We start from the raw sequence: 22,466 nt of genomic DNA, 5'->3' as shown, positions 1-22,466 counted from the left end.
GATGTTTTTTAACGCAGAGGGACGCAGAGAAATTGGTAGTATTTGGGGGATGTTTTATAGAATTGGAAAAATAAAGGGAAATGATATTATAAACGGATTATGGTGGAGCATTTTAATCAACCCAGAGACAATGACGCGGTTCTTGGTTCGTCTTATGCTGCCCCTCGGGGTGCGGTTATTTTAGGCGGAGTTGCAGGGGTTAAGCGGCGTCTGGCAAGTGACGATGAGACGGTGAGAATTGCTGCACTTAAAGAGGCATCCAAGTATGGAGAATCGGGTTTAGGGATAATTATCCCCGCCTTGCAGGATGAATCAGAACAAGTGCAGCGAATTGCCTATTTACTGTTGCGCGATCGCACTGAACGAGAGGCGAAACGGGCGTTAAATGCTTATCTCCCGTATCACCTGTTTGAAGATATCACAACGCATAAGGCGGGTCAATCCATTGCCATTAGTCCCGATGGCACACGAATTGCCTATTTACGTGGGAAAACCATTCGAGTGTACCATTGGCAGACAAAAAAAGTCCTCTACAAGATTCCCAAATATCCCAAAGCCAAAGAATTTTTGGCGTTAACTGATGATGTGAAAATAGTGGTGCGAGTTAGAAATGGTGCAAGTCATGTCATCGAGATTTGGGATCAGGGAGAACTTCGCCACAGTCTCTATGGACATCAAGATATCATTCGGGCGATCGCGATTCGTCCCGATGGTCAAATTCTTGCTAGTGGCAGTCAGGATAGCACGATTAAACTTTGGCATTTAGAAACGGGTAAACTGATTTGTACGTTTAGTAATCAATTAACTCTAGGGGCGCATACGGATGAAGTTTGGAGTCTTGCCTTTAGTGCGGATGGTAATACCTTAGTCAGTAGCAGTCGGGATGGCAAGATTAAGCTGTGGGATTTACGGACAAGAGATCGACCTCGGACATTGAAAAGTTACGCTAACCAAGTGGCGATGAATCCTGATGGGTTAACGTTAGCGAGTACCAATTGGCAAGGACAAATCCAACTCTGGAATCTGGCGACTCACCAGGTTGAACATACGTTGGAGGGATATTATTATGCGGTGAATAGTCTGCTGTTTAGTCGATATGGGCGCATTTTAATTAGTGGTGGGAATGATCGGACAATCAAGTTTTGGGATGTGGCGACGGGAAAGCAAATTCAAACATTGACGGGGCATAAGGAGGCTGTAACCTGTTTAGCTTTTTGTCAGGATGGGCAATCTTTAGTTAGTGGCAGTTTGGATAAGACGATTAAGATCTGGGGGTGTATGAATAATCAGGCAACTTAGATCAATCTATAATTATCAATATAATTATCAATGGTCTTGAACAGCATTTGCCAAAATCCCTAAAATTTTATCGATATCATTCAGATAATACTCATTCAAATCAATTTCGATAACGTTTCCTTTAAGGCGCAAAAACTTCCAGTTGGTTCCTGACGTGACTGCGCCATAAATTTCGGATATTTCATTTCCCTCGCGGTCATTGAACATCTGAGCCGCTACCATTTCTGCTACACACTGTCCCAATCCCCCAATCAGATTTTCCTTCTTTGCTTCTACCAGCGTAATTACTGGCGCATTGACAAATAACTGTTCCGGAGACTGGCTAATCAGAAAATCGCAAACTCCATTCAATCCGCGTTCTTTATCAATATTAAATTCAATTCCTGAAAATAAGTTTATCTGTTCGTGTAATTGTCTTCTGATATCAATTAAAATTGGGGCAATAATCATTTCAGATCGAGCTTTTTCACTATTGCTGGCTAAGGCTAAGGGAATATTATAGTGTAAAGTATCTGTCAGGAAGGAACTGGGTGCAAACTCAGCAACCTGACTAAACGTATTCATTTCTTCTACAGTAATTAAGTCAAAGTCTTTTTTAACTTTGGCTAACGTAAAGTCACTATATGACATTTGAATTAACCCTGAAAAACTGTAGGTTAGGTGGATGCAGTAAACCCCACAAAATTTAAGCGTCAAGCCCTTACTACGAATTTCAATTAAGAGATGCCACGTTACTATTCTTACAAAGGGCGGGTTTTGTTGATGCATCATTGGAGACCAACCGAGTGACTCAACCCGCCTTGACAATACGAATGGGGAATGGGGGGACTTTTTTATTGCCAGCGCCCCACAACTATCCGCACTGTACCGTCTTCTAATACGTCTTCTTCTTCGACATTAAATCCTTGTTCTTGCACGGAATGCATTAACATTTTATGGGCGTATTTTTGATTCACGGAATTGACGAATTCTGTTTGATTAATTCTCGCCCCCCAGAAATCTGCCACGAGTTCATACGCCTCCTCATTTTGGCGAAAGCCTAAATCGTAACCATTAGACTGGCGAATCACGTATTCGGCTTCGGTAGTATTCCCGTGATAGCCGCGTACCGAGGTATTGCATTCGACGTGATACCCCAACTCCTGCAATGTTTGATGCAGAATCTCGCCGTTTTTGATTTGAATGTTGATGGTGGTGAAGTGAGACATAGTTTTTTCAGGATAATTAATGGAATTAAGACAATATGGTGTTAATAGTTCAACCCCCTCACCCCCAGCCCCTCTCCCACCGGGGGAGAGGGGAGCAATAAGGAAATGAGTAATCGGGTAAATTTCTCTCTAGGGAAGGATGTGGGAGTTAGACTCTAGCCAGACGCGATCGCACGTCTATTCTGTTTAGTGTAAAGCATAACCGCAGTTAGGAGGGTTCTCAATGGGACTTCGGAAATTAATGGGTTTGGGGCTGGTGATGGTACTTTTGTCTGCTTGTAGTATTTTCTATGAAGACGAAGCGGCTACTATACCGCCAGAGGAGACAGTAGATAAGACAGCAATAGAGAACAGTTCTACCTTAGGTGATGTCTCTGAAAATAGGGAGGAGTTGACGGGTGAGATGATTACGGTGGATGGTAAGGTGGGCGAGGTTATCGATTCGAGTACATTTAAGCTGGTACAGGAAGAACCCCTGTTAGACAAACAAGTCCTGGTGATGAATGCTAATCCCGATACGCCGATTATAGAGGACAACTGGGTGAGAGTTACAGGGGAAGTGGGTCGGTTTGTCAGTAAGGCGGAATTGGAAAAGGATTACGATTTGACTTGGGATTTAGATGTGGAACAAAGCATAGAAGCGGAATACGAAAATAAACCGATAATTTTGGCTGAGTCTGTGGAACTCCTAGCCGTGGATTGAATGGGAGTTTGCCCAGATTGCAGCTTGGGTGCGATCGCGTAGGTTCAATCGGCTTAAGATATTGGTAATATGATTCTTCACTGTCTTCTGGGAAATATACAGAGTTTGGGCAATTTCTCGATTATTCGCACCCGTGGCGATTAAGCGGAGAATTTCCTGTTCTCTGGGGGTGAGTTCATCCCAAGCGGTGGAGGAATTGGAGACAGAAGCAGGGATTTGCGTCATAATCTTTTGACCAATTCCTGGTCCCAATTGAGTATACCCCTTATGCACCGCCCGAATCGCTTGGGCTAATTCGTCGGGGGGTGTATCTTTGAGTAAATAGCCCGATGCACCATAATGCAGGGCTTGGGTAATATACTCATCATCATCGAATGTGGTTAAAACCAATAGTTTGATGTGGGGAAACCGTTGATGGATTTGCCGAGTAGCGGCGACACCATCCATAATCGGCATACGCACATCCATGAGGATAATATCAGGGTGTAGGGTTTCCAGTTGTGCGATCGCGGTTTCTCCATTATCTGCTTCTCCGATAACCTCGAAATCATCTTCAAATTGTAATAAGGCTTTTAAACCGCGTCGGACTAGACTTTGGTCATCAACTAATATGATTTTAATCATAAAAGGGCGGGTTTTGTACAAAATTTACCATCAACAGCCAAGCAGAAATTCCCTAAACCCGCCCCTACACACTCAATCCTAAATCAGGGCGGGTTTTGTACAAAATTTACCATCTATAGCCAAGCAGAAAGTTCCTAAACCCGCCCCTACACACTCAACCCTAAATTAGGGCGGGTTTTGTACAAAATTTACCATCTATAGCCAAGCAGAAAGTTCCTAAACCCGCCCCTACACACTCCACTACTTATGACAAATGACAAATGACGAATGACAAGTCACCACTCAACAATAACTTGACACCCTTGTCCGGGTGCTGTGTTAATTGTAAAACGACCCCCTAACGCTTGAGTACGTTCCCGCATCCCTTGTAGTCCAAAACCTGTGGTGTTCTGCGTCACATCAAATCCTCTGCCATTATCCTGAATGATCAGATGGAACTGGGAATCTGTCCAAATCTGGATACTCACCTCCGTGGCTTTGGCGTGTTTATAAATATTGGTGAGGGATTCTTGGATAATCCGATAACTCGCCATTTTCACATCAGGCGTCACCGGATGGGACAAATTTATCTGACAATCGGGTAAGATACCAGTAGACTTGTGGAACTCTTGGATTAAAGACGCGATCGCATCCTCTAGAGATTGCCCTTGTAACGGGTTAGACCGCAGGGTTGCCACGGATTGACGCACGTCTTGCAGCGCAGTCGCGGCGACTTGTTTGACTTCGAGTAAAAAATCTTTGGCTTCGGCGGGATTCGACTCCAAAAGCCGCAACGCTGCTTCTAAGTGCAGATTAAACGTAATCAGAGAATGTCCCAAGGAATCATGAATTTCCCTCGCGATACGATTCCGTTCTTGCAGCGTCGCCATATCCTCAATCCGGGTAGCATAGCGTCGCAGTTGAGCATTTGCCTGTGCCAATTCGTCCCGACTGCGCCGTTCAGCTAATACAGCATCAACTAATAACTGTAAAAAGACCAAAACTAAGCCAAAGACTACTATAGAACTTAACAGGATAAATAGCCAGCGTTCTGGCATTGCCAAACGTGGAGGGCGAAAGTGAGGGCGAAGGCGAAGGCTGCGAGACTGAAATCGGTCAACTTCTCGCATTAGAAATAAGACAAAGGCAAATCCGGTAATAATTAAGCGACTTTGCCGTTCAAAGATAAAACAGTTTCGGATAACTAAAATAATTAACATCAAGGGTAACATACGAAGTTTACCCACCAAGGAGACGAGGAGAATTACGCCAATTTCCACGCCGGTATAAATCACCTTGACCGATTTCTGAGTCGGTAATCTCAACCCCATCACACCGAAAACGGCTAAACCCAGCAGATTCAGGAGAGGAAAACGAGGGAGGTGAGGAAAAGGAAATCGTAGGAATTCAATGATAGCGATGATTCCCAGGAGAATCCATTCTAGATATAAAAGGAAAGGAATTGGGTGTTTGGTCATTTGTCATTTGTCATGTGTCATTTGTCATTTGTCGTTCGTAAAGTCGGGGCGGGTTTAGTTACATCTCGGTGTAACCAAAAAGATAGTAGTGAAACCCGCCCCTACACAATCTCCCTCTGCTCCTCTATCTCCCCCCTCTTCCCCATCTACCTCTGCTTCCCCTACTCCTGATAACTGATAACTCTCTCATCTCCCCATCACCTCCACACCAATATAGGACTAAAGTCCCACCTCAAATCAGGACTTTTGCCTCAGGCGGTATAACCCTTACAGTTTCTAGGATAAAGACATCAAACACCAAATCGTTGACAACTGTAACATCATGAACATCAAAGTCTTTCCTCTATTCGCCACCATCGCTGCAATTACCCTCGCCGCTGCACCCATGGCAGCATTTTCCCAACCCCGATTCGCAGAGGAACTCAACCTAACAACCGACCAACAAACTCAGTTAGAACGCATCCGGGATAACAAACACTCGCAAATCGAACAAATTCTCACCCCCGAACAACGGGAACAGTTCCAAGAATTGCAGGGACAACGCCAGCGACACCGGGAAGGGATGCGGGCGCTAAATCTGACCGAAGCACAACGGAATCAGATGCGGGAAATTCACCAATCCGCACGGGAACAGATGCGAGATGTTCTAACCGAGGAACAACAGGAACAGATGCGTCAGATGCGGGGAAATCGTCGGGGTCAAAGAGGAATGGGACGCCCAAATCAAGCCCAATAAAAAAGTAACCTGAAAACTCCGTAGGGGCGCACAGACGTGCGCCCTTTCTCAACATGACTCTCAACCTTCGACCTATTCTCAATTAGTCCTGGGGTAGCCGCAGAATTTAATGGACTCACTTTAACCAACGGATTAGATGGAATTAATCTGGAAGGAGATAATAGCTTAACCGTTGGGTATCTAATTAACATCCCAGCCATTAAAATCACGCTTCCCCACAAAAATTCCACCAAAGCAGATTAATATCAGTATATTAGCAATATTCGACAACTCCAGCTCAATATGCATCGACTGAAGTTTCTTAAAGCACTTCGCATTCCTCTAGGTGCCGGAATTATCGGGTTTTCCTTTGCCACAGGTAAACTCCTCCCCCAAACATTGCCCCTATCCCAAGATTTAATTAACCTCAACTCTCAGGATGGAGAAACCCTACTCGTTGAAAGTAATGCTCGTCGTGACTATTTCCCCTTAAGTATCCATTTTGAAACCCAGGAAAATTTAGCCTATTGTGGCGTCGCCAGTATAGTGATGGTACTCAACGCCCTTTCTATCCCTGCACCGCCAACCACTAACTTTGGGGAATATCACATTTTTACCCAAGAAAACGTTTTAAATGAACAAACCGAAAAAATTCTCCCTGCTGCGGTCATTGCCCGTCAAGGGATGACCTTAGACCAATTAGGTCAACTCTTAGAAACCTATCCCCTCAACGCTGAAGTTTACCACGCCAGTGAAGTAACTCTAGACAAATTCCGTCAGATGGTGATAGAGAATTTAGAAGATCCCAATAACTTCGTCTTAGTCAACTACTTACGAAAAACCATGGGTCAGGAACGGGGCGGACATATTTCCCCGATCGCGGCATATAATCAACAGAGCGATCGCTTTCTAATTTTAGATGTATCCCGCTATAAGTATCCGCCTATTTGGGTTGAGGCGGAAGACCTTTGGCAAGCCATGGCGACGGTGGATTCTACTTCGGAAAAAACCCGGGGTTTTGTTCTGATTAATCGTCGTTAATTAGGGGAAAGCTGAATCAGCGTATACATGAGGGCGGGTTTTGTTGTTCCGTTATCGGTGGGTAGGGCGGGTTTTGTTGTTCCGTTAGTTCTGAGGATCTGAATTTAGTCCCTAAACCCGCCCCTACAATTGTGACTAAACCTGCCCCTACAATTGTGACTAAACCCGTGCCTACAACCATTGACAGACGGACAGACGGACAGACGTAGCATGAGGAGTCTCTACATTGATACAGGGAATCTGGTAAGATTGCCCCTTGGCATCTTTTTATCCCGCACGAATGTCTATCCATTCTCCCGTCACCGTTACTGTTCCTGCTACAACCGCCAACTTAGGACCCGGATTTGATTGCATTGGCGCTGCCTTAACCCTGTACAACACGTTCACGTTTACTCGTCTGAGTTCGGATACTCCCTGGGAAACGGAACGGGCGGTGAGAATTCGGGTGTCGGGTGTCGAGGCAAACCAGGTAAAAACTGATGAAACGAATCTGGCTTACCAAGCCTTTCTGAAACTATACAACCAGATTGGTCATACACCTCCCCCCGTCCAACTCAAAATTGATTTAGAGGTCCCCCTCGCCAGAGGGTTAGGAAGTTCCGCCACAGCGATTGTCGGCGGATTGGTTGGCGCTAACCAACTCGCTGGGGAACCCCTGAGTCAAACCGAAATCATGCAATTAGCGATCGCGCTGGAAGGACATCCAGATAATGTTGTCCCCGCTTTGTTGGGCGGCTGTCGTTTGGCGGCGCGGGGGGATGCAGTTCTCAAGGAATGGGAGATTTGTGATATTCCCTGGCATGATCAAATTATCCCTGTCGTTGCCATTCCCAATTTTGAACTCTCCACCCAAGAAGCGCGACAGGTACTCCCCAGCCAAGTGAGTCGGGCGGATGCTATTTTTAATATTGCCCATTTCGGATTACTGATCCGCGCCTTAGCAACGGGACGAGGTGATTGGTTACAAACTGCCCTCCAGGATACGTTACATCAACCCTATCGACAGGCTTTGATTCCGGGGTATGAAGCGGTACAAACCGCCGCTTTAAAAGCAGGTGCCTATGGAGTGACGATTAGTGGCGCTGGTCCCACTTTGTTGGCGCTTGTCGATCCGATGCAAGCTGAAGCCGTAGTCACCGCTATGGCTGAGGCTTGGCAAGAGGTGGGAATTTCTGCCCAAGCGCGATCGCTGGCGATTGAAACCCAGGGGACCCAAAGCGCGATCGCACCCGCCATTTAACCCGCCTTTAAGGAAACAGGGGGTGTAGCAACGTAATCGGCTAAGTCTCGACACTCCTTAAAACCAGGCTCCCTCCAGGATCGCGCCAGGTCGAAATTATGTCCGACGAGCGCAGGATCAACACTCAACACTCAGGGCGGGTTTTGAGGTAACGTTATCGTCAATAGCGAAACGCGATTCCCTAAACCCACCCCTACACACTCAAAACTTCCCCAATTTATAGCTATGCCATAGAAAATCCTCTATGTTTTGACCAAGCACTTCTTATCCGATAATCTGAATAAGGTCTTAAACTTTTGTTACATTGATCGATGAAACCCCTATTTGTTTCATCACCCGTTTCTGGCATAAACTCAATGTTATTCACTTGATTCAATAGCAATCTCAGCAATTTTTATGACTCCAAATCGACCCTATTCTCACCATTCTGAATGATTCAGAGAATTTTGACAAAACGATACTGCGATCACGTTGAAACTTGGAGGAGTCATACAAAGTGGCAAATGCGAACGATATAGTTGTCCTAAAACAAGGTGTTGAAAATTGGAATCGGTGGCGACTGCAAAATATTAACTTAAATTCAAACCAGAGTAAAGCTAATGTAGTCAAACTGAACTTTAGTAAGGTTGATCTGAGTGGATTGAATCTCAGTGAGTATAATTTGCAAAACTTCAACCTCAGTCGAGCCAACCTCAGTCGAGCCAATCTCAGTCGAGCCAACCTCAGTCGAGCGAATCTCTATGAAGCGATTTGTCATACAACAAACCTGAGTCAAGCCATTTTAATTGATACCAACCTCATCGCTGTTTTCTTAAGAAATGCTGATCTCAGAGGCGCAAATCTGAAAGGCGCAGATTTAACCGATGCGAATCTCAGTGGTGCTGATTTGACAGGCGCTAATCTCAGTCAGACAAACCTGAAAGGAGCAAACCTGAGAAATACCAATCTGAATCAGGCAAATCTCAATGGTGCGAATCTGAGTGGAGCAATTTTGAAGGGCGCGATTATTTGTCAAGTCTAGGGGGGCTGAAGGGGTGACAAGCTCGCGTCAAAGGTAGGCAGGGTGTGGGGTGTGGGGTGTGGGGTGTGGGGTGTGGGGTGTGGGGTATGGGGTAAATCTTAGAGGAACGACACTGAACGCGAGACGTATTTCTCTGAACAAAAAATAAATAACCCAGTTTTGGCATGATTTTTATCTGAAAACAATAAAATCATGCCGAGCTGACTATGTAAAAAAATATTATTATTTTAAATTACGGACAAAGATAAATTATACCTGAATAAGTATTTTGAGATTTAACACCAATCAGAGTTTCTTCGGTTAAACTCTACCCTTGATGATGAAACTATCGATACAACGCAAAATCATCCTAGGATTTGGACTAACCTCCAGCCTTATCGTTATCGTCAGCTCAATTGGTTATTATAGTGCATTTCGCCTGAGAGACATGAATCAAAAAGAACTCCATGCCAAAAAAGTATTAACAAAGCTGGAGGAAGTCTTAGCTGAAATTACGGATGCCGAAACGGGACAGCGGGGTTATCTTTTAACAGGTAAAAAGCGTTATCTTGAGCCTTATAAAAAAGCAGTTAATAAAGTCGAAAATGATATAAAACAGCTACAAGCCTTGACAGCAGAAAACCCTTATCATCAAAAAAAAATAGAACTTGCTATCCCTTTAATCAATCAGAAATTAGCCGAACTTCAGCAAACCATTACTTTAAGAAACGAGCAAGGATTAGACGCCGCTCTAGAGATTGTCAACACAAACGAAGGCAAACTGATCATGGAGCAGATTCGCGATATTTTTCATCAGATGAAGGCGGAGGAAGAGCGGCTATTTCAGGCGCGATCGCAGCACACTCAAGGCACAGTCCATACGACAATATGGATTTTCTCCATTGGACTCATTTTTGACTTAGGTATTCTTGTTTATATCTATTCTCACATTTATCGCGAAATTAATCAACGGCTGCAGGCTCAAGATCAATTACGAGATAGTGAAAGTCGGCTCACTCAATTCTTAGAAGCGATACCCGTCGGCGTTTTTGTCGTTGATCAAAACGGTAGACCCTACTATGCCAATCAGACGGCAAAGAAACTTTTTGGGCAAGGTCTAATTCCCACCAATCCTGCCAATCTGCTACCCGAAATTTATCCAATTTATTCTCCTAAATCCGAGAAAGTCTATCCCTCCAATCTTGAGCCAATTATCCAAGCGCTTAACGGTAAAAATTCCATCTATGAAGGGATAGAGATTCACCAGCCCGACAAAATAGTGCCGATTGAGGTTTTAGGAACCCCCATCTTTGATGACAAGGGAAATGTTAGCTACGCCATTGTCGTGCTGAACGATATCACCGAACGCAAACGGGGGGAAGCCGAACGACTCAAGTTTACAGGTCATCTCAATCAACTCAATCATGCTTTTTCTCGCTTTGTGCCGGGTCAATTTCTCCAGTTACTCAATAAAGAGACTATTATTGATGTTAAGTTAGGCGACCAAGTGGAGAAAGAAATGTCCGTGTTATTTTCGGATATTCGCGACTTCACTGCTCTTTCGGAAGGGATGACCCCTGAGGAGAATTTTAAATTCATCAATTCCTATCTATCCCGAATGGAACCCACTATTATTAAAAATAAAGGATTTATTGATAAATATATTGGGGATGCGATTATGGCACTCTTTAGTGGCGGTGCGGATGATGCGCTTAAAGCCGGAATTGCCATGTTGCATCAGTTAACTGAATATAATCAACATCGAGCTAACTGTAATTATCGAGCCATTCAACTAGGTATGGGTATTAATACAGGAACATTAATGTTAGGGACTGTGGGCGGATATAACCGCATGGATACCACCGTGATTAGTGATGCGGTTAATTTAGCGGCTCGTTTGGAAGGCTTAACCAAAAATTATGGCGTATCATTATTAATTTCTCACCACACGTTTAAACAATTACAAAACCCCTACGACTATGCTATCCGCATGATTGATCATGTCAAAGTCAAAGGTAAATCTGAACTGGTTACCGTCTATGAAATCTTTGATGCTGACTTACCGGAAGTCCGAGAGGGTAAATTGGCAAATCAAGACCGATTTGCCTTAGCGTTGTCTCTGTATAATCAACAGGCTTATGCCGAAGCGCTACGCTTGTTTGAAGCCTGTTTGCGTCAAAATCCAGCGGATCAGGTGGCGCAAATTTATCAGCAACGCTGTCATCTGAATTCTAATACCAATTCTGTTTGACAATTCTAGCCCGGAGTTCAATCTCCGGGCTAAGAGCTTAAGTTCATTAAAATGGACTTAAGCTCTTATATCGTCGTCTAAAGATGACTTGATACCAAGTTCAAATTGGGAATAGGTAGCGAGCTGGCTGGCTCGCCTGACAACGATTTTGCAGGAGTTGACCTTAAGCTTTAAATGCCGAATAGTTTAAACAAACATGGCAACCTTCTTTGGGCTTACCCTATTTTCCTGTTCAACCTGTAAGACATTACCATACAGATTGGCAATAATCTGTTGACCCATTCGGGTTACCTCTAAATAACGCAAAGCAGGTTGGATGTACTGTAACACAATTGTCCAGAAAAAATTGGGGTAGTTTTGCCGCAGTTCACCCGGATTGTGATAGCCTAAAATCTTATTCGCGCCACTTTCTTCAAACTCACCAAACAATGCGGGAATCTTTTGTAAGTAACGTGGATCACTAAGCTGACCAATTAAATCAGCCGCACGAGTCAAACCCGGGTAATTAATCGTATCTTGATGGGCGTTATCAGCAGGTACTGGGAAACGGGTTAACTCAATATTGCGTTTGACGATGGCACAATCAATGAAGGGATGAGCGCCGAAATACTCGTCCACAAACCGCTTTCCTCGGTCAACATGATAGGATGTCAAACTCGCATCAGTTGCGCCCTGGGGTAAGGAGATCATCATATCATCAAGACCAATCACGTACAATCCTTGATCAGGTTGGTCATTTCGGCAAATCCCCTTAATATAGCCGATGTCATGGCATAACCAAGACACGATTGACGTGAGCCAATCTTGACGGGAAACGTTTCCTTCTAGGATATGTTTCCCTCGAAGGATTTCTTGTCCGACTAAGCTCACCAAAATGGTATGTTCAACATTGTGGTATAGAGCATCACTCTGGGTAATCTGTTCTAGAGCCACTTGCGCCACTCCAGCGATGACCTCAACATCATCGGGTTGAGAATTTCCGTAAGTCTGGCGGTAGCCTGCTTTCAGGCGTTCAACACAATCGCGAACGAGCACCCCTGTTAAATTAAACATTGTTCTTCCCCTGTCATACTATCTAAATTTATAACCGAGTCGGGTATTTCAGCCCGGTTGGGCGGCTTTACCCTGGTAGATTCACAGATCAATCGGTGGGGAACACCTATTTATTAGTTTCGTTGATAATTCGGGTGATGTAAACCATAAAACCTCACAAAAATGAAATCATTGTTGGGTGGGAGGAAAAATTTAGATATATTTTATTTTGTAATTAACGAAAAACCTCATGAAACCTCAGGATTATCAAATCCAACTTGACGACTAGGTTAAAAAACTCATGAATTATCAGGTAGAATTCCCCATGTTACAGTCAGAAAAAAAGAGGGTATGGATTATAAAGAAGCCTTGAATTTCATTGATCGCTTGACCTATCTGAAGACGGGAAAGCACCTGAATGACCTAGAACGTCAGGTATTTGTTGGCTCATGGGAAGGACACTCCTATAAGGAGATTTATCCGCAAAATCCGGACTATGTGGAAAAATATGTGGGCTATAAGTTATGGCAAAAGCTTTCCCAGGTATTAGGGGAAAAAGTGAGCAAAAAAAAGATTCACGGTGCGATCGCGCGAGCCAAGACGCAGCAGCCGCAAGTGTTTCTCAGTTACCGTAATCAAGAGCCTGACGGGAGTTTAGCGATTCAGTTAGAGGAGGCGATCGCACAAGCAGGATATCCAGTTTTTAGAACGGGGGTGGGAGAGGGTTCGAGCCATTCCTCTGGTGTAGCCCAGGCTGAATTAGCTCAGATTGATCGCCAACTGGCGCAATGTGATTATTTTATCCTGCTCTTGTCTCCCCAAGCCGCCCTGAGTGAAATGGTGATTGAAGAGTTACGACGGGTTCAGGAGTTACGGGATGAGACTCAAAACGCCAAACCCGTTGTCTTAGCAATTCGGGTGAATTGTCCTCCCCGTACCCCCCTAAACCACGATTTACGCAACTATCTCCAAGGAATTGGCTATCAGGAATGGAACGCTCCCGCTGATACACCAACCGTGGTACAGGCGGTGTTACAACGGTTGTCGGGTAGTGAGGATTGGGAAACTCAAGCCGGGGAAGGGAGCGATGTAGCGGAGGACATCAGAACCTATCAAACTCCGATCCACCCCTTACCCCCTTTACCTGTAGCTGAACCAGAATTACCCAAAGGTCAAGTTCGGTTAGCTTCCGCATTTTATGTTGAACGAGTTCCCGATGAAGCTCAATGTTATCAAGAAATCCTCAAACCGGGAACCTTGATTCGCATCAAAGCGCCGCGACAGATGGGCAAAACATCGTTAATGGCGAGAATTTTGGATCAAGCTAGAGAACAAGGCTGTCGCACTGTTCCCTTAAGCTTTCAACATGCGGATAAAAGCGTGTTTACCAATCTCAATCAACTCTTACAGTGGTTATGTGCCAAAATTACCCGCAAGCTGCGTTTACCCCATCAAGTTGAGGCATATTGGACGGATACATTTGGCAGTAAAGATAACTGCACCGCTTATTTTGAGGATTTTTTGTTATCGGAAACTGATGCACCGTTAGTCTTGGGATTAGATGAAGTGGATCGGGTGTTTCAACATCCAAAAATAACCGATGATTTTTTTGCCCTCTTACGCGCTTGGTATGAAGAAGCTGGGTATGGGGATGGCGACAGTGATTTGTGGGCAAAATTGCGTTTAGTAGTGGTTCATTCAACAGAAGTTTATATTCCCTTGGATATCAATCAATCCCCGTTTAATGTGGGTTTACCGATTGAATTATCGGAGTTTAGTCGAGAACAAGTCACGGATTTAGCTCAACGTCATGGACTCAATTGGCAAACTTATCAGGTTGAGCAATTAATGACGATGGTGGGTGGACATCCTTATTTAGTCCGAGTGGCTCTTTATTATATTGCCAGAGGCGAGTTAACCTTAGAGCAATTGGTAGAGATGGCGCCAACAGAGGCGGGAATTTATGGGGATCACCTGCGCCGACATCTATGGAATTTGCAACAGCACCCAGAATTAGCAACAGCATTTGCTCAGGTGCTAGTAGCGCAGGAACCCGTTGAGTTAGAGTCAATGCTGGCGTTTAAATTACACAGTATGGGGTTAGTACAGTTACGAGGAAATGCGATCGCACCCCGCTTTGAATTATATCGCCAGTATTTTCGTGATCGCCTACAAAAAGTATTTTAAGTCCAACGCTATAAATCGCTTACAATTGGGATACACGGTATCATTCTGTACTTATTTCTATGAATCTTCCTGTGCAACTCCAGCAAGACGCCCAAAAGTGGGCAAGTCGGCAAGGAATCTCGTTGGAACAATTCATTTTGCAGGCTGTCGCAGAGAAAGTCACTGCCCTCAATCAGCAAAATACTCAAATAACTGCCCCAGTCTCACCAGCCGTTCACTCATCAACCTCTCAACATCCAAAAGTCTATCGCAAAGAAGGTATCTTAGTTATCGAAACCGAACCAATTGACAATTTTGACATCAACGCCTTCATTGACGAAGTGCGAGAAGAACGTATTCGGGAGCAGATGATTTGGTAAAAGTCTTGTTTGACACTTCGGTTTTAGTGGCTGCACTCGTTGTCAGCCATCCACGACATGGGCTCTGCTTCCCTCACCTAAAAGCAGCAGAATCTAGGCAAGTTGAGGGTTTTATTTCGACTCACACTCTAGCAGAAACCTATTCTGTTCTTACACGTCTTCCTATTCAGCCGCGTCTTACTCCCGCGCAAGCCCAAAGCATTACTACAGATATTTCACAACATTTGAATATCATTCCCCTATTCTCCGAGGATTATCTTGCTGCGATTTCTCGCATGGCTACTATCAATCTCCCTGGCGGTGGCATTTTCGATGCTCTAATTGCCCAAGCTGCGCTGAAAGCCAAGGTAGATATTCTCCTGACATTAAATCCCAACCACTTTACTCGTCTAGGAGACGCGATCGCAACTCTTGTACAAGTTCGGATGTAGGCATGGCGGGTTATGATGACTTGTAGCGATTCCACCTGGGGAGCCTCGCGATCGCGCCTACATAGAACAGATCTACTATTATAGAGACGTTGAGGTGGGAAAATCGTGATGCCAGTGCCAGAAACGAACCAACAGACAGCAATACCTACACCCAACCTCTACGAAACCGATTTTTATGCTTGGACGCAGGAACAAGCATCGTTACTCCGCCAACAGCAGTGGAGTCAGCTTGATTTGGGCAATCTGATTGAGGAGATTGAATCCTTGGGAAAACAGCAACGCCAGGAATTGCGAAATCGGTTGACGGTGCTGATTGGACATTTGTTGAAATGGGAGTACCAACCGCAACGCCGGAGTCGAAGTTGGCTGGCGACGATTCGCGTACAGCGCCGTGATACGTTAGAGTTGCTCAAAGACAACCCAAGTCTAAAGCCTTACCTTGAGGATGCGCTTGTTTTAGCTTACGAGAACGGTAGAGATCTGGCAATGGGAGAAACCGACTTGCCAGAACAAACCTTTTCCCAGACGTGTCCCTACAGTTTAGCGGAAATTTTAGAGGATAGCTTTTATCCAGGTGAACCGAGTGAGTTGGTAAATGAGTTGGAGAGATAATCTAGTATTGAACAAAAGTATATGTTATGTGGTAACGTAAAAGTGGTTACCTCACTTTGGACAATTCGTATCTTAAATGTGTTAGTTTTATCCGAGCATCGGAACTATATTTTTTGGCTTGTCTTATTCGAGTCTCAGATGACCATTTTTTGATTTCTTGCTCAGAGTAATATAGAACCATATTGGCGATGAGTGCAACAAGCTGCCTAAATTGTGAATTTACTTCGGTACATTCATAAGGAGCATAATTCATGTCTGTTGAATCTCTATCGAGAGAATCAATTCGCTCTCGCGTTTTTTGGGTTATCTCAATAAAATCAGCTTCTTGTATCTTTGATTTTATTAGATTTTCTAGTTCATTGTCAAAGCGAATTAGCAATTCTTCCAGCTCGCAAATAAGTGGGTTTACCTGTTTGATATAATCTTCTTTACTAAATGTATTTTCTCCAATAAGTTTAGCAAATTCTTGATAATCAGATCTCCAATCAACAGTAATCAGTCCACCGATATTCTCACCTTTAAATCCATCAGGTCTGGAGTTATCTGGTAAATATTCCCTGATCCATATACTACGACATACCCAGATATGTTTTGCTCGCTCATCAGCAGAAAGATAAGCATAAATCCAAACTACGTCAGCATCAGCATCGCCCCATCGTCCCTCAACTCGATCGTCCCGGTAGTAACGTCGCTTGACGCTTTCTGTAGTGGCTTGCCTGATCGCAGACGCTATCTCGGCTTTAGTCTTCAGCCCATTAAGAACGATGTCGAGTGAATATCTCTTTGCTGTATTATCACTAAAATCGTGTGTCCGAAAAACAGTATAGCAATTTGTTGGAACAATTGGCGTTAGTAAATTTTCGAGTTTTTCTCTTGACGCTTCTTCAACCTTCTGGTTAAAGGGAACAATAATCTTAAATTGCTTTCCCGTCCTTATAACGGTTTCTTGAGAAATATGTTGCCAAAAAATAGTAGAAGTTTCTGGATTACACAATGTAAGCATTATCGGAAGAGAATGATTGATCCAGTATTCAATATGTTCTATATCACATCTATAAACATAACCGCTTGGCGTTGGCTCGGATAAATAACTAAGTCCTGTTTTGATTTGAATTCCTAAAAGCCGACCTGTAGCTTCTTCATTTTCAATTAATTCGGCATGAGCATCTACTCCATAATCATTTTCTTGCTGTTCTCGGAAGGCATAATCAATTTTTTCAAACGCCGACATAGCAATAGCAATTCCCTGGCGTTCGATTCGGTTTGATTTTTTAGCTTTCAATATTGCCTCCTAAATTAGCTTTTACCCAATCGCAAATTCGGTATGTTTTCGTTGTTCGAGTGACCTAAAACCTAAAACAATATGCTCTTTAGGAACACCAGCCGCCACTAACTCCACTGCAATTCCCTCTTCTGTGCCATCATGCTGAATCCAGACTTTACTGTCAATCAGATCAATGTGCAAAACCGTTCCGTAGATGCGATAACCGTTTTGCCAGCCTGCTTCGACCAACAGATAGCGATCGCGTTCTCGATCAAACACCAGTTCAACTTGAACCTGATCATCGCTATCCAGAAATTTAGCATAGTCCTGGAGAACGTTTTCAACGACTTCCCGATAGTGAGATTTCAATGAATCCATCGGATAATCACCTCTTCTGTGGGATCAAAGGTCACTAAACGAATAATGTCATCTTCAATCAAAGTCTGACCTGCTTCTTCTTCAAAGACACTTTTGCGGGTGTCTTCACTCACCGCTAAATATAAGGTATGCTCCGGGTAATAACGTTTCAACAAACGAGCGTACAGAACGAATTGACCAACGGCTTCTTCTAAATCCTTCATGTCTGAAGGGCGCGTGAAACTTTTGACCTCAATTGCTATTTTTTCAGTTTCCCGTTCTGCGGCTAGTAACCGTTGGGCACCCAAGTCAACAAATAGGTTTTTGCCACGAGATAAACGGATTCGCAATGGATCGTGGGTAATAGTCCAGCCATCTTTAATTAGAGCATTTTTGACTGTGTTGTGATAGATATCTCTGGCAGGCATAGTATCGTTATTATATCGTGCCTGCGACTTAACATTAAAAGGGTTTTCCTGATCCCCCTTGATCACTGTTGGGTTTCCTTGCGTTTTCCCAACCTACCTCATATCTGGGAAAATTTGGCACAGTGGTAGAGATGTACCCTTAATCTGAGAACCGCGACTCGAATCCCTAATCTGGTGTATTCTACCTCCTCTTGCAATCCCCATGAGTAAAGCGCAACCTATCACCTCGCCCTACAAAGTTGGGGGTCATCTCCCCCTCTACGCCCCTAGCTACGTGGTGCGACAGGCTGACACGGAACTTTATCAGGGGTTAAAGGCGGGGGAGTTTTGTTATGTTCTCAATTCCCGCCAGATGGGTAAAACTAGCTTACGGGTGCGGGTGATGCATAAGCTGCAAGGGGAGGGATTTGCTTGTGTGGCAATTGATTTGACTAAAATCGGTTCCCAGGATATCACAGCCGATCAGTGGTATGCGGGGATGATGAGACGATTAGTCACGAGTTTTCCGGCGCTGCGGGGGTTTAACTTAAGGGGATGGTTGCGCGATCGCGAATATCTACCCCCTATCCAACGCTTGAGTGAGTTTATCGAACAAGTGCTGCTGGAGTCTATCCCCCAAAGGGTGGTAATTTTTATTGATGAAATTGATAGTATCCTCAGTTTAAACTTCCGCACGGATGATTTTTTTGCGGTACTGCGGGCTTGTAATGAATATGATCGCCTCACATTTGCTTTGTTTGGTGTAGCCACTCCTTCAGATTTAATTCAAGATAAAAAACGTACCCCCTTTAACCTGGGTCATGGGATTGAATTGCAGGGGTTCAAATTAGCGGAAGCTCAACCCTTAGCCGCTGGATTAGCTGATAAATATAACCAAGCCAAAACTATCTTAGCGGCTATTTTAAACTGGACAGGCGGACAACCGTTTCTCACCCAAAAACTTTGTCATTTAATTATCAATAGCGACTCCTCCCCGACTCCCGGAAAAGAAGATGAATGGGTGGCGCAAATAGTCCAGCAGCGCATCCTGGAAAACTGGGAAGCCACCGATGAACCGCCCCATCTGAAAACCATTCGCGATCGCCTCTTCCGAATTGGACAGCGAAATCGCGGACTCTTGGGGCTTTATCAGCAAATTTTACAACAAGGGGAGCTTCACGCCTCCGATAGTTCTGAACAACGGGAATTGTGTTTATCTGGGGTGGCGATTAAGCAGGAGGGAAAACTAAGAGTCTGTAATCGCATTTATGCCGCCATTTTTAATTCCAATTGGGTAAATAAAGCCTTAGCGGATTTGCAGGCTAGCTTTGAGCAAATTGTTACCCAACAAGAGCAAAAACTACTGTCTATGTTGAGTTTTATGGAGGGGAAGGATTTTGCCGATATTCTCTATGAAATTTTAGGCTCGATTACCTTAAAAATGGGAGAAGCCTTAAGCGTGGATCGGACGACGATTCTCTTTATTGATGATGAGCAAAATCAGATTTGGTCGATTATTGCCCGGAATGAAGGAAAAACCTTTCCCGATATTCAAATTCTCACCAATAAAGAAACAGAAGCCCGCCTGACTAACTTTAAAAAATTTAGTGACATTCCTTTTAACTTCCGCCAGGAGAACCCAGAAACCATTCCCAATGAACTCAATCAAACCAACGGCTATGCCATTTATAATGAATTAGTCTATCCCATCGCCAATCAACAGCAGAATTTGATTGCTGTGATTCAACTGATCAATAAACTGAAACGGTTTAACAATTCCCAAGCCCCCCTATCGGAACGCATTGATCAACAGGGGTTTACCCTCACCGATCAAAGCCAGTTAGATGAATATGCGCCAACTATTTTACGCATTTTAGAGCGATGCCAATACTGTTATAAATTAACCCAACGGTTACAAGCCGCTGAAGCCCTAACCGAAGCCACTCATTCCCTGTCTCATAGCAGTTTAAACTCCGAAGAAATCCTGGGACGAGTGATGGATGCGGCGAAAAAATTGATGAATGCCGATCGCAGTACCCTCTGGTTATTAGATGCAGATAAGCAGGAGTTGTGGACAAAGATTCCCTTTGAAGATGGTTCGGTGAGAGAAATACGAGTTCAAGTCGGTCAAGGGTTTGCCGGGAAAGTTGCCCAAACGCAGGAACCGTTAAATATTCCCTTTGATTTGTACGATCATCCTGATTCAACCACAGCCCAGGAAACGGATCAAAAAACAGGCTATCGCACCTGTAGTTTACTCTGTATGCCTGTCTTTAGTCCCGATGGGGAGTTACTCGGTGTAACTCAGTTAGTCAATAAACGAAAACCGGGGCAATTTCCCGATTATAACCCCGCCGATTGGCCCCAAGCACCGGAATGTTTTCAGGCAAGTTTTGACACCAATAGTCAAAAATATATGCAGATTTTCAACTCCCAAGCCGGGGTAGCGCTGCAAAATGCTCAAAAGTTTGAGCGGATTAAGCAAAAAGCCGAGAGTCAACAGCAAAATGTGGTTAGTCAAACCCTGGCGATGCTGAATGCGGTGATGGATAATCAGGGGTTTGATGATATTCTAGATGGTACGTTACGTTCGATTACGTTAAAGACAGGGAAATCCTTATGTGCCGATCGCACGACTATCTTCTTACTCGACGAAGAAAAGAAAGAATTTTGGTCAATTGTTGCTGAAGATGAAGGGAGTGGTTCCCTGGAAATTCGCATGAGTGCAGATAAAGGAATTGTCGGGGAAGTGGCGCGGTTACAGCAAACCATTAACATTTCTTTTGACTTCTATGATGATCCGCGATCGCAGATGGCAAAGGAACAGGATAAAAAAACCGGTTATCGTACTTATACCATGCTGGCTATTCCCCTTTTAAATGACCACGGGGAGTTAGTCGCCGTTGTTCAGTTACTCAACAAATTAAAGCAAGTGGCTAATCCCAGGGCGGCTTTATCTGAACGCATTGATAAACAGGGATTTACTCGGACAGATGAAAAACGATTTGCCGAAAATGCGCCCTTGATTCAAATGATTCTGGAAAGCTTCCGTTCCTATCATAAAACAGCCCGGGGACAACGAGTCGCCGCCGCACTTATGGCTGCATCCCGTTGTGTCCAAGGTTCTCTAGAGATGGAAGATATTTTACAACGGGTAATGACAGCAGCTAAACAATTATTGCACGCCGATCGCAGCACATTATGGTTAGTTAACCGCCCAGCCGGGGAATTGTGGACAAAAATTCGTTTTGAAGATAATGAACTTAGAGAACTGCGTGTACCGATTGGACAAGGGTATGCGGGTCAAGTTGCGATGACGGGGGAACCGTTGAATATTCCCTTTGATTTGTACGATCATCTTAACTCAGAAACGGCAAAGAAAACCGATCAAAAGACAGGGTATCGCACCTGTAGTTTACTCTGTATGCCTGTTTTTAGTCCCGATGGGGATTTGCTGGGGGTGACGCAATTGGTGAATAAGCGTAAACCGGGCGAGTTTTGGGAATTTGAGAATAATGGGTTCTCCCAAGCCGCCCCGGAGTATTTCCAAATCAGTTTTGATGAAAGTGATCAGAAATATATGCAAATCTTCAATAATCAAGTTGGCGTTATTCTGCAAAATGCTGAACTTTTAGCCGCACTCAAGCGACAGGAAGAAAGTTTACGAGTTAAGCCCTGACACCCGCCCGAAGTTTAAACTCCGGGCTTATAGCTCAAATCCACGCTTAGTTGGAGAATTCTGTCCACAAATGACATAAACAACCTACCACCAAATCAAGCGTCTGGGTGGAAAGCCTGACTCTTCCCACGAGTCCCCCGCTTCTTTCAAAACAGCATCCAGTTCTGCGACGGTAAACTCGTAACCATCAGTAGCCGCCAGTTCCACAAACTCTTCCTTAGTTTTGAGGGCGTCATATTTAGCTCGCAATTTTTTATCTTTTCCGCCTGCTTCGAGTAAATTGATCACATTGTCTTGAGACATCGTTGCTAACCTCCATTAGAAACCTGGGTAATACCAATTTTGTAAGACATTACACTTGCTCTACCCCACCATTAACACCACCTCACCTGACTAAGGGAAGGTTAGGAGGCGTGACTATTCTGCCAAAGAAATAGGATGAGATAGCTCAACTGATGAATAGTATCTCAACCTCTCCTGTGGTTTTTTGTATTTAAACTATCTTTTTGAAACTATTTTTTCCTGAGAAATATTTCAATTTATTGCTATAAAACTAAACTTGTTTACAATCAATTACATTAAGACAGAATAATGCAAACA

At 44.1% G+C, this 22,466-nt stretch carries 21 protein-coding genes; 12 read left to right on the top strand and 9 right to left on the bottom strand.

Going from position 1 to position 22,466, the window contains the following annotated elements:
* Positions 1-99 precede the first annotated feature (99 nt).
* The gene (locus tag RIG66_RS16650; RefSeq protein ID WP_446379890.1) at positions 100-1,299 is read left to right on the top strand and encodes a WD40 domain-containing protein; all 1,200 of its coding nucleotides are present in this window, start codon (positions 100-102) and stop codon (positions 1,297-1,299) included.
* 27 nt (positions 1,300-1,326) lie between these two features.
* Here the strand turns inward: RIG66_RS16650 and RIG66_RS16645 are convergent, their stop codons facing one another.
* Both RIG66_RS16645 and RIG66_RS16640 read right to left on the bottom strand, forming a co-directional pair.
* Complete coding sequence (locus tag RIG66_RS16645) at positions 1,327-1,929, bottom strand: hypothetical protein (RefSeq protein ID WP_446379888.1); 603 nt, start codon at positions 1,927-1,929, stop codon at positions 1,327-1,329.
* A 203-nt stretch (positions 1,930-2,132) separates the two neighbouring features.
* Entirely contained in the window at positions 2,133-2,507 is a 375-nt protein-coding gene (locus tag RIG66_RS16640; RefSeq protein ID WP_446379886.1) for a DUF1257 domain-containing protein, read from the bottom strand.
* Positions 2,508-2,730: 223 nt separating this feature from the next.
* Between RIG66_RS16640 and RIG66_RS16635 the strand changes: the two genes are divergently transcribed.
* A complete protein-coding gene (locus tag RIG66_RS16635) occupies positions 2,731-3,210 on the top strand; it encodes a hypothetical protein (protein WP_446379884.1) in 480 nt (159 codons plus the stop codon).
* Here RIG66_RS16635 and RIG66_RS16630 read toward each other — a convergent pair.
* Both RIG66_RS16630 and RIG66_RS16625 read right to left on the bottom strand, forming a co-directional pair.
* Positions 3,196-3,834: a response regulator gene (locus RIG66_RS16630; RefSeq protein WP_446379882.1), complete on the bottom strand. Its 639-nt coding sequence runs from the start codon at positions 3,832-3,834 to the stop codon at positions 3,196-3,198. The genes RIG66_RS16635 and RIG66_RS16630 overlap by 15 nt on opposite strands.
* Before the next feature lie 275 nt (positions 3,835-4,109).
* On the bottom strand, positions 4,110-5,291 hold the full coding sequence (locus tag RIG66_RS16625; RefSeq protein WP_446379880.1) for a sensor histidine kinase: 1,182 nt from the start codon (positions 5,289-5,291) through the stop codon (positions 4,110-4,112).
* 322 nt (positions 5,292-5,613) lie between these two features.
* Here RIG66_RS16625 and RIG66_RS16620 point away from each other — a divergent pair, with 322 nt between their 5' ends.
* The 5 genes from RIG66_RS16620 to RIG66_RS16600 all read left to right on the top strand — a co-directional run bounded on the left by RIG66_RS16620 (position 5,614) and on the right by RIG66_RS16600 (position 11,538).
* Positions 5,614-6,027, top strand: a complete 414-nt coding sequence (locus tag RIG66_RS16620) for a Spy/CpxP family protein refolding chaperone (protein ID WP_446379878.1) — start codon at positions 5,614-5,616, stop codon at positions 6,025-6,027.
* Positions 6,028-6,309: 282 nt separating this feature from the next.
* Positions 6,310-7,047 carry a phytochelatin synthase family protein gene (locus RIG66_RS16615; RefSeq protein WP_446379876.1) on the top strand — a complete coding sequence of 246 codons (738 nt, stop codon included), beginning with the start codon at positions 6,310-6,312 and terminating at the stop codon, positions 7,045-7,047.
* 280 nt (positions 7,048-7,327) lie between these two features.
* The gene (thrB, locus tag RIG66_RS16610; protein WP_446379875.1) at positions 7,328-8,287 is read left to right on the top strand and encodes a homoserine kinase; all 960 of its coding nucleotides are present in this window, start codon (positions 7,328-7,330) and stop codon (positions 8,285-8,287) included.
* Between the two features lie 496 nt (positions 8,288-8,783).
* On the top strand, positions 8,784-9,308 hold the full coding sequence (locus RIG66_RS16605; protein ID WP_446379873.1) for a pentapeptide repeat-containing protein: 525 nt from the start codon (positions 8,784-8,786) through the stop codon (positions 9,306-9,308).
* A gap of 427 nt (positions 9,309-9,735) precedes the next feature.
* Complete coding sequence (locus RIG66_RS16600) at positions 9,736-11,538, top strand: CHASE3 domain-containing protein (protein ID WP_446379871.1); 1,803 nt, start codon at positions 9,736-9,738, stop codon at positions 11,536-11,538.
* A gap of 186 nt (positions 11,539-11,724) precedes the next feature.
* On the opposite strand, the gene RIG66_RS16595 is transcribed toward RIG66_RS16600, so the two are convergent.
* Positions 11,725-12,591 (bottom strand): Npun_R2479 family HD domain-containing metalloprotein, encoded by an 867-nt coding sequence (locus RIG66_RS16595; RefSeq protein ID WP_446379869.1) that lies wholly within the window; start codon positions 12,589-12,591, stop codon positions 11,725-11,727.
* 330 nt (positions 12,592-12,921) lie between these two features.
* On the opposite strand from RIG66_RS16595, the gene RIG66_RS16590 reads away from it, so the two are divergent.
* The 4 genes from RIG66_RS16590 to RIG66_RS16575 all read left to right on the top strand — a co-directional run bounded on the left by RIG66_RS16590 (position 12,922) and on the right by RIG66_RS16575 (position 16,159).
* A complete protein-coding gene (locus RIG66_RS16590; protein WP_446379867.1) occupies positions 12,922-14,757 on the top strand; it encodes an AAA-like domain-containing protein in 1,836 nt (611 codons plus the stop codon).
* Between the two features lie 59 nt (positions 14,758-14,816).
* Positions 14,817-15,116: a hypothetical protein gene (locus RIG66_RS16585; RefSeq protein ID WP_446379865.1), complete on the top strand. Its 300-nt coding sequence runs from the start codon at positions 14,817-14,819 to the stop codon at positions 15,114-15,116.
* Positions 15,110-15,547: a type II toxin-antitoxin system VapC family toxin gene (locus tag RIG66_RS16580; RefSeq protein WP_446379863.1), complete on the top strand. Its 438-nt coding sequence runs from the start codon at positions 15,110-15,112 to the stop codon at positions 15,545-15,547. The genes RIG66_RS16585 and RIG66_RS16580 overlap by 7 nt, the downstream gene beginning before the upstream one ends.
* A 108-nt stretch (positions 15,548-15,655) precedes the next feature.
* Entirely contained in the window at positions 15,656-16,159 is a 504-nt protein-coding gene (locus RIG66_RS16575; RefSeq protein WP_446379902.1) for a DUF29 domain-containing protein, read from the top strand.
* Between the two features lie 46 nt (positions 16,160-16,205).
* On the opposite strand, the gene RIG66_RS16570 is transcribed toward RIG66_RS16575, so the two are convergent.
* From RIG66_RS16570 to RIG66_RS16560, 3 genes are read right to left on the bottom strand one after another with little or no spacing between them, the layout of a single operon-like run.
* Positions 16,206-17,441, bottom strand: a complete 1,236-nt coding sequence (locus RIG66_RS16570; RefSeq protein ID WP_446379861.1) for a DUF4365 domain-containing protein — start codon at positions 17,439-17,441, stop codon at positions 16,206-16,208.
* 21 nt (positions 17,442-17,462) lie between these two features.
* Positions 17,463-17,801: an element excision factor XisI family protein gene (locus tag RIG66_RS16565; protein WP_446379859.1), complete on the bottom strand. Its 339-nt coding sequence runs from the start codon at positions 17,799-17,801 to the stop codon at positions 17,463-17,465.
* Positions 17,789-18,208 (bottom strand): XisH family protein, encoded by a 420-nt coding sequence (locus tag RIG66_RS16560; RefSeq protein ID WP_446379857.1) that lies wholly within the window; start codon positions 18,206-18,208, stop codon positions 17,789-17,791. The genes RIG66_RS16565 and RIG66_RS16560 overlap by 13 nt, the downstream gene beginning before the upstream one ends.
* Positions 18,209-18,410: 202 nt before the next feature.
* Here RIG66_RS16560 and RIG66_RS16555 point away from each other — a divergent pair, with 202 nt between their 5' ends.
* The gene (locus RIG66_RS16555) at positions 18,411-21,866 is read left to right on the top strand and encodes a GAF domain-containing protein (protein ID WP_446379855.1); all 3,456 of its coding nucleotides are present in this window, start codon (positions 18,411-18,413) and stop codon (positions 21,864-21,866) included.
* 84 nt (positions 21,867-21,950) lie between these two features.
* Here the strand turns inward: RIG66_RS16555 and RIG66_RS16550 are convergent, their stop codons facing one another.
* Positions 21,951-22,169 (bottom strand): Nif11-like leader peptide family natural product precursor, encoded by a 219-nt coding sequence (locus RIG66_RS16550; RefSeq protein WP_446379853.1) that lies wholly within the window; start codon positions 22,167-22,169, stop codon positions 21,951-21,953.
* Positions 22,170-22,466 lie beyond the last annotated feature (297 nt).

This window comes from Coleofasciculus sp. E2-BRE-01 (assembly GCF_040221695.1).
In the GTDB taxonomy this organism is placed as follows: domain Bacteria; phylum Cyanobacteriota; class Cyanobacteriia; order Cyanobacteriales; family Coleofasciculaceae; genus Coleofasciculus.
Note: the sequence above shows the minus strand (reverse complement) of the source record. Positions and strands in the feature narration are given on the sequence as shown.

Excerpts from the sequence above, each read along its gene's own strand:
- RIG66_RS16565 (WP_446379859.1), bottom strand. The coding sequence starts at position 17,801 with ATGGATTCATTGAAATCTCACTATCGGGAAGTCGTTGAAAACGTTCTC.
- RIG66_RS16640 (WP_446379886.1), bottom strand. The coding sequence starts at position 2,507 with ATGTCTCACTTCACCACCATCAACATTCAAATCAAAAACGGCGAGATT.
- RIG66_RS16590 (WP_446379867.1), top strand. The coding sequence starts at position 12,922 with ATGGATTATAAAGAAGCCTTGAATTTCATTGATCGCTTGACCTATCTG.
- RIG66_RS16625 (WP_446379880.1), bottom strand. The coding sequence starts at position 5,291 with ATGACCAAACACCCAATTCCTTTCCTTTTATATCTAGAATGGATTCTC.
- RIG66_RS16635 (WP_446379884.1), top strand. The coding sequence starts at position 2,731 with ATGGGACTTCGGAAATTAATGGGTTTGGGGCTGGTGATGGTACTTTTG.
- RIG66_RS16585 (WP_446379865.1), top strand. The coding sequence starts at position 14,817 with ATGAATCTTCCTGTGCAACTCCAGCAAGACGCCCAAAAGTGGGCAAGT.
- RIG66_RS16615 (WP_446379876.1), top strand. The coding sequence starts at position 6,310 with ATGCATCGACTGAAGTTTCTTAAAGCACTTCGCATTCCTCTAGGTGCC.
- RIG66_RS16645 (WP_446379888.1), bottom strand. The coding sequence starts at position 1,929 with ATGTCATATAGTGACTTTACGTTAGCCAAAGTTAAAAAAGACTTTGAC.
- RIG66_RS16630 (WP_446379882.1), bottom strand. The coding sequence starts at position 3,834 with ATGATTAAAATCATATTAGTTGATGACCAAAGTCTAGTCCGACGCGGT.
- RIG66_RS16650 (WP_446379890.1), top strand. The coding sequence starts at position 100 with ATGGTGGAGCATTTTAATCAACCCAGAGACAATGACGCGGTTCTTGGT.
- RIG66_RS16595 (WP_446379869.1), bottom strand. The coding sequence starts at position 12,591 with ATGTTTAATTTAACAGGGGTGCTCGTTCGCGATTGTGTTGAACGCCTG.
- RIG66_RS16560 (WP_446379857.1), bottom strand. The coding sequence starts at position 18,208 with ATGCCTGCCAGAGATATCTATCACAACACAGTCAAAAATGCTCTAATT.
- thrB (WP_446379875.1), top strand. The coding sequence starts at position 7,328 with ATGTCTATCCATTCTCCCGTCACCGTTACTGTTCCTGCTACAACCGCC.
- RIG66_RS16575 (WP_446379902.1), top strand. The coding sequence starts at position 15,656 with ATGCCAGTGCCAGAAACGAACCAACAGACAGCAATACCTACACCCAAC.
- RIG66_RS16620 (WP_446379878.1), top strand. The coding sequence starts at position 5,614 with ATGAACATCAAAGTCTTTCCTCTATTCGCCACCATCGCTGCAATTACC.
- RIG66_RS16600 (WP_446379871.1), top strand. The coding sequence starts at position 9,736 with ATGAATCAAAAAGAACTCCATGCCAAAAAAGTATTAACAAAGCTGGAG.
- RIG66_RS16555 (WP_446379855.1), top strand. The coding sequence starts at position 18,411 with ATGAGTAAAGCGCAACCTATCACCTCGCCCTACAAAGTTGGGGGTCAT.
- RIG66_RS16550 (WP_446379853.1), bottom strand. The coding sequence starts at position 22,169 with ATGTCTCAAGACAATGTGATCAATTTACTCGAAGCAGGCGGAAAAGAT.